The sequence below is a fragment of the Lysobacter korlensis genome, assembly GCF_042434515.1.
Genome location: NZ_JBHLTG010000004.1, coordinates 481,183 through 495,193, shown reverse-complemented (window position 1 = coordinate 495,193; position 14,011 = coordinate 481,183). Strand labels below are relative to the sequence as shown.

Sequence of the window (14,011 nt, the reverse complement as noted above, 5' to 3'; positions counted from 1 at the left end):
ACCGCTTGGGCTATCGTGCGCGATGGGCAGGGGACGAGAGCCGCAATGGCAGACAATCGCAGTGCATTGGTAGTCGACGACGAGCGCGATATCCGCGAGCTGCTCGTGATGACGCTCGGCCGCATGGGGCTGCGGTGCGATACCGCCTCGAGCGTCGCCGACGCCCGCAACCAGCTGGCGCGCAACCGCTACGACCTGTGCCTGACCGACATGCGCCTGCCCGATGGCACCGGCCTTGAGGTCATTGCCGAGATCACCGCGAAGTGCCCGAACACGCCGGTCGCGATGATCACCGCGTTCGGCAACGTCGAGGCCGCGGTCGAGGCATTGAAGGCCGGCGCATTCGATTTCGTCGCCAAACCCGTCGACCTGGCGGTACTGCGTGACCTCGTGCGCCACGCGCTCGAGCTGCATGAAAAGCGCCGCAACGCGCCGGTCGCGACCGACGCGGTCGCCACGCGTCTGTACGGGCACTCACCGGCGATGGCATCGCTGCGCCAGACCGTCACGAAGGTCGCGCGCAGCCAGGCGCCGGTCTACATCGCGGGCGAATCCGGCGTCGGCAAGGAACTCGTCGCGCGCACGATCCACGCCGAAAGCGGTCGCGCGGCCGGGCCGTTCGTGCCGGTCAACTGTGGCGCGATCCCGGCCGAGCTGATGGAAAGCGAGTTCTTCGGCCACAAGAAGGGCAGCTTCACCGGCGCGCATACCGACAAGCCTGGCCTGTTCCAGGCCGCCGACGGCGGCACGCTGTTCCTGGATGAGGTCGCCGAGCTGCCGCTGCCGATGCAGGTCAAGCTGCTGCGCGCGATCCAGGAAAAATCGATCCGCCCGGTCGGTGCGAACAGCGAAATCAATGTCGACGTGCGCATCCTGTCGGCCACGCACAAGGACCTTGGCGCGCTGATCGCCGACGGCCGATTCCGTCACGACCTCTACTATCGAATCAACGTCATCGAGCTGCGCGTGCCGCCGCTGCGCGAGCGGCTCGACGACTTGCCGGGGCTGTCGGCGAATGTGCTTGCGCGGTTGTCCGAGGCGCAGGGCCGCACGCCGCCGTCGCTGAGCGCGGACGCGGTCGAGGCGCTGCGTGCCTATCCGTTCCCGGGCAACGTGCGTGAGCTCGAGAACATTCTCGAACGCTCGCTGGCGCTGGCCGACGGCGAAGTGATCGGCGTCGACGACCTGAGCCTGCCGCGCGTACCCAGCGCACAGGCGAGTGCTGCGCCCGGCCCGACCGCGTCGATCTCGCCGGCCGCGGGCATCGACCCGCGCACGCTCGATCCACGCGACACGGCGACCAGCGCGTTGCCGTCGTACATCGAGGAGATCGAGCGCGCGGCGATCCAGCATGCGCTGCAGGAAAACCGCTACAACAAGACCCGTACTGCGGCGGCGCTGGGCATTACGTTCCGGGCGCTGCGGTACAAGCTCAAGAAGCTCGGGATTGATTGAGGCGGCAGGCGGCTGGCGCGGGCTGTCTGCGCGGCGGGGTTCTTCGGTTTCGTACGCGCTCTCGCGCCTGTGCATCTGATGGGTGGGTGACTGTTCGCCCAGCGTCTTCGCTCTGTTTCTTCGTTGCCCCGGGCTCCGGGATTCGGGCGTTGCCTATGCTGTTGTTGAAGGCAAGAGCAACTGCTTTCGCCTGACGGCGAGTTACTTCTCTTTGCTTGCCCAAAGAGAAGTAACCAAGAGAAAGGGCATTTTCTCGTGACGTCAAAACCCTCGACGTCGTCGGAAGCTTGCACCGGGATTTTTCGACAGGGCTTCCTGCCCAGTCGAAAAACGCTCGGCGTCCTGCCGAGCGCCCTCCGGGTCTACCGTTGGTCGGGCGTTCAAGCAACGGCAACAGCAACGTCGACCTCGACCTCGACCTCGACGACTGTCGCTTTCGCCTCGGCGCGGTGACGACCGGTTGTAGTCGGACAGTTTTCCGGGGCGACGCCCCGGCATCGATCACGCCCCAGCCGGTCTCACCGATAATGGCCGCCCCGTCGTCCAGGCCGCGCCCATGCCGTTCCTCGAAATCACCGTTCCCTGCACCGAGCGCGAGCAGCCGCGCTACGAGCGTGCGCTCGAGGATGTGGGGGCGCTTGCGGTCGTGCTGGCCGATGCGCACGCCGACGCGCCCGACGAGCAGGCGATCTTCGAGCCCGGCGTCGGCGAGACGCCGCTGTGGGGCGAGCTGCTGCTGACGGCGCTGTTTCCCGCAGAAACGCCGCAGGCGCTGCTGCTGCATGCGCTCGCCGCGGTCGATGACGGGCTGGACTGGTCGCGCGCGCAGTTCCGCGACGTCGCCGACCAGGACTGGGAGCGGGCCTGGATGGATCAGTACGAGCCACTGCGCTTCGGTGAGCGCACCTGGATCGTGCCGTGGAACCACGACCTGCCCGAAGGCGCGGATGCGGCCGATGCGGCAGTCGTGCGTCTGGACCCGGGCCTCGCGTTCGGCTCGGGCACGCATCCGACCACGGCGCTGTGCCTGCAGTGGCTTGATGGCCTCGCGCGCGAAGGCGTGCTCGACCAGGCCGACGTGCTCGATTTCGGCTGCGGGTCCGGCATCCTCGCGCTGGCGGCGCTCAAGCTCGGAGCGAAACGCGCGGTTGGTGTCGACAACGACCCGCAGGCGCTGACAGCGACGCACGACAACGCCGAGCGCAACGGTGTGGCCGACCGGCTTGCCGTCTTCGCGCCGTCCGACGAGCCGGTGCACACATATCCGGTCGTGGTCGCCAATATCCTCGCCTCGGCGCTGGTCGCACTGGCCGACACGCTCGCCTCGCGCGTCGCGCCGGGCGGACATATCGCGCTGTCGGGCATCCTCGCCGGTCAGGAAGACGAAGTGATCGCGCGCTACGCGCAGTGGTTCGACGATCTGCAGGCCGATCAGCTCGAGGACTGGATGCGCGTCAGCGGTCGCCGTCGCGACTGACGTCACGACCGCGGGTTCGCATGCCCCGCTTACACTTGGCGCATGCTCCAGTCCTGCCCCAACTGCGGTTTCCTCGTTGCCCTCGTCGTGCCGAAAAGCGGCGCGACCGAGCAGCACTGCCCGCGCTGCGGCTATGGAATCGTCGTCGAATCGACGGGCGCTGCCCGACCCGGGTCAGATGACCGCAACCCGCCCGGCGCCGGAGGCACGCGCGACAGGGCGGCGTTCGCGGAGTCTTTGCGTGAGCCCACTGCGCGGATCGCGGCGCCACCGATCATGGCGCGCCCGCACGAAGATGCTCCGCAGGCTGCGGCCCCGAGCGTCGTGCCCAACCGCGACGTTACGCAGCCCGCTGCACAGCAGCGCGAGGCGTCGCCCAACGATGCCGGCCGGCCGCCACCGCGCCGGGCGTCATCGCCCGAGTCAGCTCCTGAGTCAGCTCCCGGGGCACCGGCGCGTACAGGCTCGGGCCACGCTCCAAGCTTCGTGCGGCGTCGCGAACCGGCCGCGACCTCACGCCCGCGCGAGTGGCCGCTGTACCTCGCAAGCGCTGCGCTCGCGCTGGTACTCGCGCTGCAGCTCGTGCTCGCCCAGCGCGACGTACTCGCGGCGCAACCGCAATGGCGGCCGACCGTCGAGGCGCTGTGCGGCGCGCTCGGCTGCAACGTGCCGGCGTGGCGCGAGCCGTCCGCGTTCACCATGCTCGACCGCAACGTGCAGCCCAAACCGGGCGCGCCGGGGGTGCTGACCGCGCGGGCGAGCTTCCGCAACGATGCGCGCTGGCCACAGCCATGGCCGACGCTGATGCTGACCCTGTCCGACGTGGACGGTGCACCGCTGGGCACGCGCGCATTCGCACCGCACGAGTACGCCGGGGGAACGACCGGCGTACTTGAACCCGGGCAAGCGGCCAGCGTCCAGCTCGACGTGCTCGAGCCGGGACCGGGCGTCGTCGCGTTCGCGTTCGATTTCCGCTGAGCGTCGTCGCGGTTCTGGGACCGGCGTCCCCTGTCGCGTTGTCCGTGGCGACAGGCGCGGGCTAGACTCCCCTCCCCGTCGTGCCAGCCGCGGCGGTCTTCGAGCCGCGTTATCCGGGGACTCCGCTTGAGCACCGCCGTCGAACGATCCGAATCCCGCTCCGCGTCGCGCGTGCCGCTGCGCGACCATGTCGCGACGTCGGTCCGGCGCTACCTGCGCGACCTCAACGGCTGCGACACCGCGAACCTCTACGAGGTCGCGCTGCGCGAACTCGAGATTCCGCTGTTTGCCGAAGTGCTGCAGCATTGCGACGGCAACCAGAGCCGGGCCGCAACGATGCTCGGCATCCATCGCGCAACGCTGCGCAAGAAGCTGCGCGAGTACGGGCTGGCCTGAGCCTTCGCAGGCGGCACTGCGCCGCTTCGCTTCTCGTCTCCCCAAGCGAGCCCCCCTCGAAGCAGGCCGCGCCGGACCCGCGCCGTATAATCCGCGCCCTCCCCGCCTGCCTTCGATACCCATGACCCTCGACGCCTCGTCCGTCGCGCCGGTGAAGCTCCGCCGCGCGCTGCTGTCCGTGTCCGACAAGACCGGCCTGATCGACCTCGCCCGCGTGCTGCACCGCCATGACGTCGAGCTGCTGTCGACCGGCGGCACCGCGAAAGCGATCCGCGACGCGGGGCTGCCGGTTCGCGATGTCAGCGAGGTCACCGGCTTTCCGGAAATGATGGACGGACGCGTCAAGACGCTGCACCCGATCGTGCATGGCGGCCTGCTCGGGCGTGCCGGCATCGACGACGAGGTGATGGCCCAGCACGGCATCGGCAGGATCGACCTGCTGGTGCTGAATCTCTATCCGTTCGAGCAGGTCTCGGCCAATCCGCATACGCCGATGGACGAGATCATCGAGAACATCGACATCGGCGGCCCGGCGATGCTGCGTTCGGCCGCGAAGAACTTCGCGCGCGTCGCGGTCGCGACCGATGCCTCGCAGTACGCGGCACTGGTCGAGGAACTGGACGCGAACGATGGTGCGCTCAGCGGCGCCACGCGCTTCAAGCTGTCGGTCGCTGCGTTCAACCGCGTCGCGCAGTACGACGCATGCATCAGCGATTACCTGTCCTCGGTCGTCGAAGTCGGCGACAACGGCGTGGCCTGCCGCTCGATGTTTCCGCATCAGGCCAATGGCAGCTTCATCAAGGTCATGGACCTGCGCTACGGCGAAAACCCGCACCAGCAGGGCGCGTTCTACCGCGACCTGTTTCCGGTGCCGGGCACGCTTGCCACGTTCAACCAGCTGCAGGGCAAGGAGCTTTCGTACAACAACCTCGCCGACGCGGATGCGGCCTGGGAATGCGTGCGCCAGTTCGATCGCACCGCATGCGTGATCGTCAAGCATGCCAACCCGTGCGGCGTCGCCGAAGCCGCCGACAACGCGACCGCGTACGAGCTTGCGTATGCGACCGACCCGACCAGCGCGTTCGGCGGCATCATCGCGTTCAACCGCAAGCTCGATGCGGCGACCACGAAGACGATCCTCGACCGTCAGTTCGTCGAAGTGCTGATCGCACCCGACTACGACGAAGACGCTCTCGCGTATGCGAAGAAGAAGGCGAACGTACGCGTGCTGCGCATCCCGCACGGCGACGGCCGCAACATCGTCGACGTCAAGCGCGTCGGCTCGGGCCTGCTGATGCAGACCGCTGACATCCGCGAAGTGACGCGCGAAGAACTCAAGGTCGTCACGAAAGTCGCGCCGACCGAAGCGCAGCTCGCCGATCTGCTGTTCGCCTGGCGTGTGGCGAAGTACGTCAAGTCCAACGCGATCGTTTACGCAGCGGGCGGCCGGACGGTCGGCGTCGGTGCGGGCCAGATGAGCCGCGTGGTCAGCGCGAAGATTGCCGCGCTCAAGGCCGAGGAAGCGGGCCTGGTCGTGCCGGGCTCGGCGATGGCGTCCGATGCGTTCTTCCCGTTCCGCGACGGCATCGACGCCGCCGCGGCTGCCGGGATCAGGGCGGTGATCCAGCCGGGTGGCTCGATGCGCGATGCCGAAGTGATCGCCGCGGCCGACGAGCATGGCCTGGCGATGGTGTTCACCGGCATCCGCCACTTCCGCCATTGAGATGACCGCGCTGCTGCTGGCCGGCGGCCTTCTCGCGCTGCTGGCCGGCGCCGAGGCGCTGGTCCGCGGTGCGTCGAGGCTCGCGCTCGCAACCGGGCTGTCGCCGCTGGTGATCGGGCTGACCGTGGTCGGCGTGGGCACCAGCGCGCCGGAACTCGCGGTCGGCCTCGGGGCGGTGCACCGGGGCTCGCCCGGGATCGCGGTCGGCAACGTCGTCGGCAGCAACATCACGAACGTACTGCTGATCCTCGGCCTCAGCGCGTTGATCGCGCCGCTGGCCGTGCGGCGTCAGCTGGTCCGCATCGACGTGCCGGTAATGATCGCCTGCTCGATCGGCGTGCTGGCGCTCGCGCTCGATGGTGCGGTCAGCCGCATCGAGGGCGCGGTGCTTGCACTGCTCGGCGCCGGCTACCTGTTCGCGCAACTGCGGCTGGGCCGAATGGAGCCGGCGGACGGGCCCTCGACCGATGCACCGCGTGGCGCGAAGGTTTGGACGATCAACATCGGGCTCGTGGTCGGCGGCCTTGCATTGCTGGTCGCCGGCGCGCACTGGCTGGTCGAAGGCGCGGTTGCGATCGCCCTGACGCTGGGCATGAGCGAGCTGGTGATCGGGCTGACCGTGGTCGCGGTCGGCACGTCGATGCCCGAGATTGCCACCTCGGTAATCGCCACGCTTCGCGGCGAACGGGACCTCGCGGTCGGCAACGTGGTGGGCAGCAATGTGCTGAACCTGCTTGCGGTGCTGGGCCTCACCGCCGCGTTCTCACCCGCAGGCGTTCCGGTCGGGCCGGCCGCGGTGAACTTCGACATGCCTGTGATGATCGCGATCGCCGTCGCCTGCCTGCCGATCTTCTTCACCGGCCAGCGCATCCAGCGATGGGAGGGCGCGGTGTTTCTCGGCTACTACGCGGCGTACACCGGCTACCTGCTGCTCGACGCGACCGGCCACGATGCACTGCCCGCCTACAGCCGCGTGATGCTGAACTTCGTCGTGCCGCTGACGGTGATCACGCTCGCGGTGCTGGCCGCGCGATCGCTGCGCAACCGTCGATCGCGCAGCTAGGTTTACTGGTCCCTCGATCGGCGGTCGGCCCGGCCGATCCGGCCCGACTGCGTCACTACCAGCGCGCGCTACTTCCAGATCCCGCGGTCCACGCCGTCACCGAACTCGGGAAACGCCTCGGCACGGAACTCCGGCGAGCCGCCACTGCGCAGCTGGGCGTCGTAGTCGCGCGTGAGCTTCACCACCACGCCCGACAGCATCACCAGCGCGGCGAGGTTGATCGTCGACATGATCGCCATCGCGGCATCGGCCGCATCCCAGACCATCTGCACCTTCGAATACACGCCCCATACGATCACGAACAACGTGACCACGCGCAGCACCATGAGGCCGATGCGGCCGCCGCCGAGGTAGAGCAGGTTGTTCTCGGCGTAGGAGTAGTTGCCGATGATCGTCGTGAACGCGAAGAAGAACAGCGCGATCGCGACGAAGTACGTGCCCGCATCGCCGAAGAACACCGCCATTGCGCGCTGGGTCAGCAGCACGCCGTCGCCATCGCCGCCGAGCACGCCCGAGAGCAGGATCACGAAGCCCGTCGCGCTGCAGATCAGCAGCGTGTCGATGAATACGCCCAGCGACTGCACCAGGCCTTGGCTGGACGGGTGATGGGGCACCGGCGTCGCGGCGGCGGCGATGTTCGGTGCGCTGCCCATGCCGGCCTCGTTCGAGTACAGCCCGCGCTTGACGCCCTGCAGCATCGCAACCGTGATGCCGCCGAGCACGCCGCCGGCCGCGGCTTCGAGGCCGAACGCGCTGCGAAGCACGAGCATCAGCACGTCCGGCACCTCGGCGATGTTGGTAACCACCACCCACAGCGCGAGCAGCAAATAGCCGACCGACATGAACGGCACGACCCACTCGGCAAAGCGCGCGATGCGACGCAGGCCGCCGAAAATGATGACCGCGGTCAGCACGACGAGGCCGATCGCCACCAACGCGGGCGTCAGGCCGAATGCCTCGCCGAGCGCCTGCCCCATCGCGTTCGCGTGCACGCTGCTGAAGACCGCGCCGTAGGTCAGCAGCAGCGACAGCGCGAATGCGGTGCCCATCCAGCGCTTCTTGAGCCCGCGCGCCATGTAGTACGCCGGCCCGCCGCGGTACTGGCCCTCGGCGTCGCGCTCCTTGTAGAGCTGCGCAAGCGCGCTTTCGGCATATGCGGTCGCCATGCCGACCGCGGCCGTGCACCACATCCAGAACAACGCGCCCGGCCCACCGACACTGAGCGCGATCGCCACGCCGGCAAGATTGCCGGTGCCCACGCGGGAGGCCAGGCTGGTCGCGAGTGCCTGGAACGGCGAAATGCCGCTCGCGTCACCACCCTGACCGGGCCTGATGATCCGCAGCATGTGCGGAAAGCGCCGCACCTGGATGAAGCCCAGGCGCACCGTAAAATACAGGCCGACCGCAAGCAGGCCGTAGACCAGCACGTAATCCCAGAGCACCCGGTTGATGAGGCCGATGACCGGCGCGAGCACCATTTCGAACACGGACAGCGGGGATTGCATGCGGGCGGTACCTGGAGCGTGGAACGGTCCGCGATGGTAGCAGCCGGGTGCCGCGCCCCCGGCTCTACTAAAATGCACGGTCTGTCCGTTGCGCTGGAGCGCGAATGAAGATCCTCGTTATCGGTTCCGGTGGCCGTGAGCACGCACTCGCCTGGAAGCTCGCGCACTCGCCGCGCATCACCGAAGTGCTCGTCGCGCCCGGCAACGCCGGCACCGCGCGCGAGTCGCGCTGCCGCAATGTCGAGGTGGGAGCGACCGATATCGAGGCGCTGCTCGAGCTGGTCCGCCGCGAGGACGTCGCGCTGACCGTGGTCGGGCCCGAGGCGCCGCTGGTCGCAGGCGTCGTCGATCGTTTTCGCGCCGAAGGCCTGCGCATTTTCGGACCGACCGCGGCCGCCGCGCAGCTCGAGGGCAGCAAGGCGTTCGCGAAGGATTTCCTCGCCCGCCACAACATCCCGACCGCGCATTACGCGGTGCACACTGACGTCGACGCCGCGCTCGACTACGTGCGCGAAAAAGGCGCGCCGATCGTGATCAAGGCCGATGGCCTCGCCGCAGGCAAGGGCGTGATCGTGGCGATGACGCTCGAGGAGGCCGAAGCGGCAATCACCGACATGCTGGCCGGTCACGCGTTCGGCGCAGCCGGCGCGCGCGTGGTCATCGAGGAGTTCCTCGACGGCGAGGAAGCCAGCTTCATCTCGATTGTGGACGGCAAGACTGCACTGCCGATGGCGACCAGCCAGGACCACAAGCGCGTCGGCGACGGCGACACCGGCCCGAATACCGGCGGCATGGGCGCGTACTCACCGGCGCCCGTGGTCACACCTGAAGTGCACGCGCGCGTCATGCGCGAGGTCGTCGAGCCGACCGTGCGCGGCATGGCAGAGGACGGCGTGCCGTTCACCGGCTTTCTGTATGCGGGGCTGATGATCGACGCCAGCGGCGCGCCGAAGGTCATCGAATTCAACGTGCGCTTCGGCGATCCCGAAACCCAGCCGGTGATGCTGCGCCTGCAGTCGGACCTGCTCGATCTGATCGAAGCCGCCGTCGATGGGCGACTCGAGGGCACGCAGGCGCAGTGGGACAGCCGCTGCTCGCTCGGCGTCGTGATGGCCGCCGAAGGCTACCCGGGCACGCCGCGCACCGGCGATGTCGTGGGCAGCTGGGACGTCCCGCCGGTCGCCGGTACCAAGGTGTTCCACGCCGGCACGAAGCTCGACGAAGAAGGCCACGCAGTCACCAGCGGCGGCCGCGTGCTGTGCGTATGCGCACTCGGCGAAACCGTCGCGCAGGCGCAGGAGTGCGCGTACGCGGCGGTTGCCGGGATCTCGTGGCACGGCGAGTTCCACCGGCACGACATCGGCTGGCGGGCGATCGAGCGCGAGCGGGCAGCGGGCGGCTGAGCAACGCGCTGGCTACCGTTTGGCGAGCGACCTGCACTTGCAGAAAAACCGTCCGGACGCCACCGCCTCCAGCGCCCGGGCCTGGTGTTCCGCGGCGATGCCTGCCATGGACACCATCGACCCGGTGCCGCTCGGCGACATCACGATGCCGCAGTACGCGAAGCTCGCGTCGTCTTTCTTTTGCAGTGCGAACCAGTGAGCGCCGTCCCCGAGCACGCCATTGGAGACATGAAGCTCATCGCTGGTGCTCGGACGTGAGGAAAGGCCGGTGAACATCGAGATCGCAGACACATCGCCACCGGTCTCCCCGCAACTCGCACGTTTGAGGGCACGCGCGATCACATCCGGCGCCGCGGCCAGCGGCAGGGGATCACTCAGACTGCGGAGATAGTGAGGCAGGTCAGCGCGACTAGAAGACTCGGGGCCGTCCGAGTCACCGCTGCGCGCAGCATGGGCGCTCGGCTTCGCCACTGCGACTTTAGGCGCGCGGACGCTGATGTACCGACCCGGCAGCTCGGAAATACGCAGCACCGTGGCGCCGCTGCTCGGACAGGAGAGGCGATACACCCGCCCTGGTGCGAATGTCACCGAATGGCGCGACACGCGCTGATTGCTAGTCGCCGGGCAGCGGTAGGCGATCGAGTAATGCCCTGGTACGACTTCTACGTCGATCCCGTCCGTGGCCCCGGCCCGGACGGGGTCACCACTGGCCGGCTCCATCGCGACGACCACCCCGGCCGGCGCCACGATACGCGCCCCCGGATCCGAATCGGATCCAGGCGCCGACATCGCAGGAGCCACAGTGGAGAGCAGGACGGCCGACCATAGTACGAATCCTTTCATAGCTACTTCACCCCAGGGTTATCCGTGCCGCAAAGTGGCTCCGGTGAATGGAGTACCTCGATGGAGAGTGCGTGCGCCGAACGAAGCGTCCGGCTGCGTCTGATCATACAAGCAGCGATCGGACGTGCCTTGCAGGCCTGAAGCGTCCCGTCACGGACTGGGCGGAACCGCGCTCGGCCCCCGTCGCCACGCTCCTGAATTCCATGGCTGCGCGCCGGCTCAATTTCATTCGGCGATCCACAAAACCTTCGGCAGCGAGCTCGCGCCCATGCGGAACGCATGTGGCATGACGCAGAACGTTGCGCAACAGCCAGGCAGCCTGGCGAGGCATAGCGGGCGCGGCACTAACGCGCAAGACCTGCCTGATGCGGAAACAGCGCCTCGACAAGGTGGCGCCGCGCCTTACCCCCTAAACGTCCGCAGATGCACGCTGGTTTCCGTCGCGCTCACGCATGGGATGGCTCGGATCCGCTCGAGCGTGCGCGATAGCGCGTCGAGGTCGGCGACGCGCAATTCCGCGAGCAGGTCCCAGCGGCCGTTCGTGTCGTGCAGCGCGGCGACGCCCGGCTCGCCGAGCAGTGCACGCACGACCGCGTGCTGGTTGCCTTCGACCGCGATGCCGGTCCAGGCGCGGATCTCGTCCGGCGCGGCGTCCGGCCGCAACCGCACCGTGTAGCCGGTAATCACGCCGTCGCGTTCGAGCTTCGCCATGCGGTTGGTGACGGTGCCGCGCGATACGCCGAGGCTCTGCGCCAGGTCGGCGATCACGGCACGCGCGTTGTGGCGGAGCGCGGCGACGAGGCGGTGGTCGAGTTCGTCCATCTGCAGCAATCTGCCATTCACGTCTGACGTATCGCCAGCATTCTGGCAAATGCTGCGCATGTCTGCCGTTTCGCGCTGACATGGCCAACTGGACAATGGAGACCCCAGGAACCAGGCCGCCAAGGACTCCCATGACTACGCTGCTCACCACCCACGACATCTCGAAGATCGTCGCCGCCCACGGTCTGCCTGAACTGCACCGTCGCCTCGTCGCGTACCTCGAGGCCGATTTCCGCCGCTGGAACGAGTTCGACAAGACCGCACGCACCGCCGCGCATTCGCCCGTCGGCGTGATCGAGCTGATGCCGGTCGCCGATGCGAGCGAATACAGCTTCAAGTTCGTCAACGGCCACCCGGGCAACACGAAGCATGGCCTGTCGACGGTGATGGCGTTCGGCGCACTGGCCGATGTCGACACCGGCCTGCCGACGGTGCTCAGCGAACTGACGATCACCACCGCGATCCGGACTGCGGCGACCTCGGTCATGGCGGCGAAGGTGCTGGCGCGCGCGGATTCGAAGACGATGGCGCTGATTGGTAATGGCGCGCAGAGCGAGTTCCAGGCGCTTGCGTTCCACGAGCTGCTCGGCATCGAGGAAGTGCGTCTTTACGACGTCGATGAGGCCGCGACCGACAAGCTCGCCGCGAACCTCGCCGCTGCGGTGCCGACGCTGCGCGTCGTGCGCTGCGCGAGCACGCGCGAGGCGGTACGCGGCGCGGACATCGTGACCACGGTTACCGCCGACAAGGCGAACGCGATCATCGTCAGCGCGGACATGCTCGAACCCGGCATGCACCTCAACGCGGTCGGTGGCGACTGCCCCGGCAAGACCGAGCTCGATGCGCAGGTGCTGGAGCGTGCGAAGGTGTTCGTCGAATTCGAACCGCAGAGCCGCATCGAAGGCGAGCTGCAGCAGATGCCGGCCGACTTCCACGTGACCGAGCTGTGGCGCGTGCTGGGTGGAGAAGCCGAAGGCCGCACGGGCAACGACGAGATCACCGTGTTCGACTCGGTGGGTTTTGCGCTGGAGGACTATTCCGCGCTGCGCCTGCTTCGCGATTGCGCGGCGGAACTCGGCCTGGGCCGCACGATCGACCTCGTGCCGCGCATGGAAGACCCGAAGGATCTGTTCGGTCACCTGATGGGGCGCGAGGCGCTGCGCAAGGCGGCGTAAGCGGCCGACGCGGGTTCGGCCCGGACCGTGCCTGCACGGCCGGTGCCGATGCGCCGGTTGTTCCTACGGCCGGTTGCTGCGTTCGCCGATCAGGCGGCAGCTGCGGGCTCGACGCGGAAAATATCCCGCCACATCGGCGAGGCCGCGAATTCGCGACGCAGCAGTTCGATCTCCGCCTCTGTGAGCCGCAGCGCATGGACGCGCTGTGCGCCGCATGAGGGGCGTCCCGGTCGTGCATCAGCGGCTGACGTGGCCACGGACGGCGGAGCGCTGGAGGTCGGCGGCGTGTTCATCGGTGAAGCGACTACCTGGTGAGAGTGCGGTCACGGCCCGGCCGGCAGCGCGGGCGGGAGTGCAGGCGCGAACGGTAGCGCTTGCCGTCTTCACGGACCTTCACTTTCTGCTCACGAAGCGCGACCGGGCGCGATGGGCCGGCTGCGGAGCTGCTGCCTGCGCGCGGGCGCGAGCGGCACGCACCTGCCCGATCGCGCGCGACGCCGCGCGACAGAGGACGCCGAGCCCGACCAGGGCTGCGGCAGCGCACGCACCTGGCTTGGCGGCTCGCACAACCTCACAAGGCGGCGACAACGCTGGCTCTAGCGTATGTGCAGGCTCGCCCGAGGTTGCCCGTGAATACCTGCATTCCGTTGTCCACTGACCTGATCCGCTCTCGCGGTCAGTTGGAGCTTGAACTTGCACGCCTGGCCATGCGCGTAAGGCGCGCGCGCTCGTCCGCAGCGGCGGGAACATTCGGCGGCGACGGTACGCAGGCACACCCGGCGATTTCAGACTGGTTCGATGAGCTCGGCGCGGAGATCGCATCGCGCACCGACCCGCTGCTGGCTGCGTATGCAAGAGCGCGACTTACAGCGCTTGCGGGGCAGTTGCGCATCGTGGCCGCCCCGACCACGCCTGCAGCCTTCATGCCGGCGCGCGGTCGCCGCAATGCATGGCCGGAGCAGGCGAACCGCGCGTCGGGCTGATAGTCCGCCTCACCCGCAGGCGCTTCAGCGTCGCGGTAAAAGAGAGCGCGTCAGCGCGAGCGCCGCTATGCGGCTCGTCGCACCCGAGCGATGGCCACGGTCGATCGCCAACCAGCGCCGCGGCAAGCGTCGCGGCCAGCCGCAAGCCTGCTTAACACCGCAGTGCCACGACGACGACAGGTTCTGGC

The 14,011-nt window shown here is 68.3% G+C and carries 12 protein-coding genes; 9 read left to right on the top strand and 3 right to left on the bottom strand.

Annotated features, from left to right (window positions below; translation table 11 throughout):
* Positions 1–45 precede the first annotated feature (45 nt).
* The 6 genes from ACFFGH_RS18685 to ACFFGH_RS18660 all read left to right on the top strand — a co-directional run bounded on the left by ACFFGH_RS18685 (position 46) and on the right by ACFFGH_RS18660 (position 7,092).
* A complete protein-coding gene (locus ACFFGH_RS18685; RefSeq protein ID WP_386671032.1) occupies positions 46–1,455 on the top strand; it encodes a sigma-54-dependent transcriptional regulator in 1,410 nt (469 codons plus the stop codon).
* A gap of 556 nt (positions 1,456–2,011) precedes the next feature.
* Positions 2,012–2,932 (top strand): 50S ribosomal protein L11 methyltransferase, encoded by a 921-nt coding sequence (prmA, locus tag ACFFGH_RS18680; protein ID WP_386671029.1) that lies wholly within the window; start codon positions 2,012–2,014, stop codon positions 2,930–2,932.
* Between the two features lie 486 nt (positions 2,933–3,418).
* Positions 3,419–3,910 (top strand): DUF3426 domain-containing protein, encoded by a 492-nt coding sequence (locus ACFFGH_RS18675; RefSeq protein ID WP_386671027.1) that lies wholly within the window; start codon positions 3,419–3,421, stop codon positions 3,908–3,910.
* 126 nt (positions 3,911–4,036) lie between these two features.
* Complete coding sequence (gene fis / locus ACFFGH_RS18670; protein ID WP_386671025.1) at positions 4,037–4,306, top strand: DNA-binding transcriptional regulator Fis; 270 nt, start codon at positions 4,037–4,039, stop codon at positions 4,304–4,306.
* A gap of 121 nt (positions 4,307–4,427) precedes the next feature.
* On the top strand, positions 4,428–6,029 hold the full coding sequence (purH, locus tag ACFFGH_RS18665) for a bifunctional phosphoribosylaminoimidazolecarboxamide formyltransferase/IMP cyclohydrolase (protein ID WP_386671293.1): 1,602 nt from the start codon (positions 4,428–4,430) through the stop codon (positions 6,027–6,029).
* Between the two features lies 1 nt (position 6,030).
* Positions 6,031–7,092, top strand: a complete 1,062-nt coding sequence (locus ACFFGH_RS18660) for a calcium/sodium antiporter (protein WP_386671022.1) — start codon at positions 6,031–6,033, stop codon at positions 7,090–7,092.
* Between the two features lie 68 nt (positions 7,093–7,160).
* On the opposite strand, the gene ACFFGH_RS18655 is transcribed toward ACFFGH_RS18660, so the two are convergent.
* Complete coding sequence (locus ACFFGH_RS18655) at positions 7,161–8,597, bottom strand: alanine/glycine:cation symporter family protein (RefSeq protein WP_386671020.1); 1,437 nt, start codon at positions 8,595–8,597, stop codon at positions 7,161–7,163.
* A 104-nt stretch (positions 8,598–8,701) separates the two neighbouring features.
* On the opposite strand from ACFFGH_RS18655, the gene purD reads away from it, so the two are divergent.
* Positions 8,702–10,000 carry a phosphoribosylamine--glycine ligase gene (gene purD / locus ACFFGH_RS18650; RefSeq protein ID WP_386671018.1) on the top strand — a complete coding sequence of 433 codons (1,299 nt, stop codon included), beginning with the start codon at positions 8,702–8,704 and terminating at the stop codon, positions 9,998–10,000.
* A 12-nt stretch (positions 10,001–10,012) separates the two neighbouring features.
* Here the strand turns inward: purD and ACFFGH_RS18645 are convergent, their stop codons facing one another.
* Both ACFFGH_RS18645 and ACFFGH_RS18640 read right to left on the bottom strand, forming a co-directional pair.
* Positions 10,013–10,843: a hypothetical protein gene (locus ACFFGH_RS18645; protein ID WP_386671016.1), complete on the bottom strand. Its 831-nt coding sequence runs from the start codon at positions 10,841–10,843 to the stop codon at positions 10,013–10,015.
* Positions 10,844–11,245: 402 nt separating this feature from the next.
* Positions 11,246–11,788 (bottom strand): Lrp/AsnC family transcriptional regulator, encoded by a 543-nt coding sequence (locus ACFFGH_RS18640; protein WP_386671014.1) that lies wholly within the window; start codon positions 11,786–11,788, stop codon positions 11,246–11,248.
* A gap of 8 nt (positions 11,789–11,796) precedes the next feature.
* On the opposite strand from ACFFGH_RS18640, the gene ocd reads away from it, so the two are divergent.
* On the top strand, positions 11,797–12,840 hold the full coding sequence (ocd, locus tag ACFFGH_RS18635; protein WP_386671012.1) for an ornithine cyclodeaminase: 1,044 nt from the start codon (positions 11,797–11,799) through the stop codon (positions 12,838–12,840).
* Between the two features lie 707 nt (positions 12,841–13,547).
* Complete coding sequence (locus tag ACFFGH_RS18630) at positions 13,548–13,823, top strand: hypothetical protein (protein WP_386671010.1); 276 nt, start codon at positions 13,548–13,550, stop codon at positions 13,821–13,823.
* Positions 13,824–14,011: the final 188 nt, after the last annotated feature.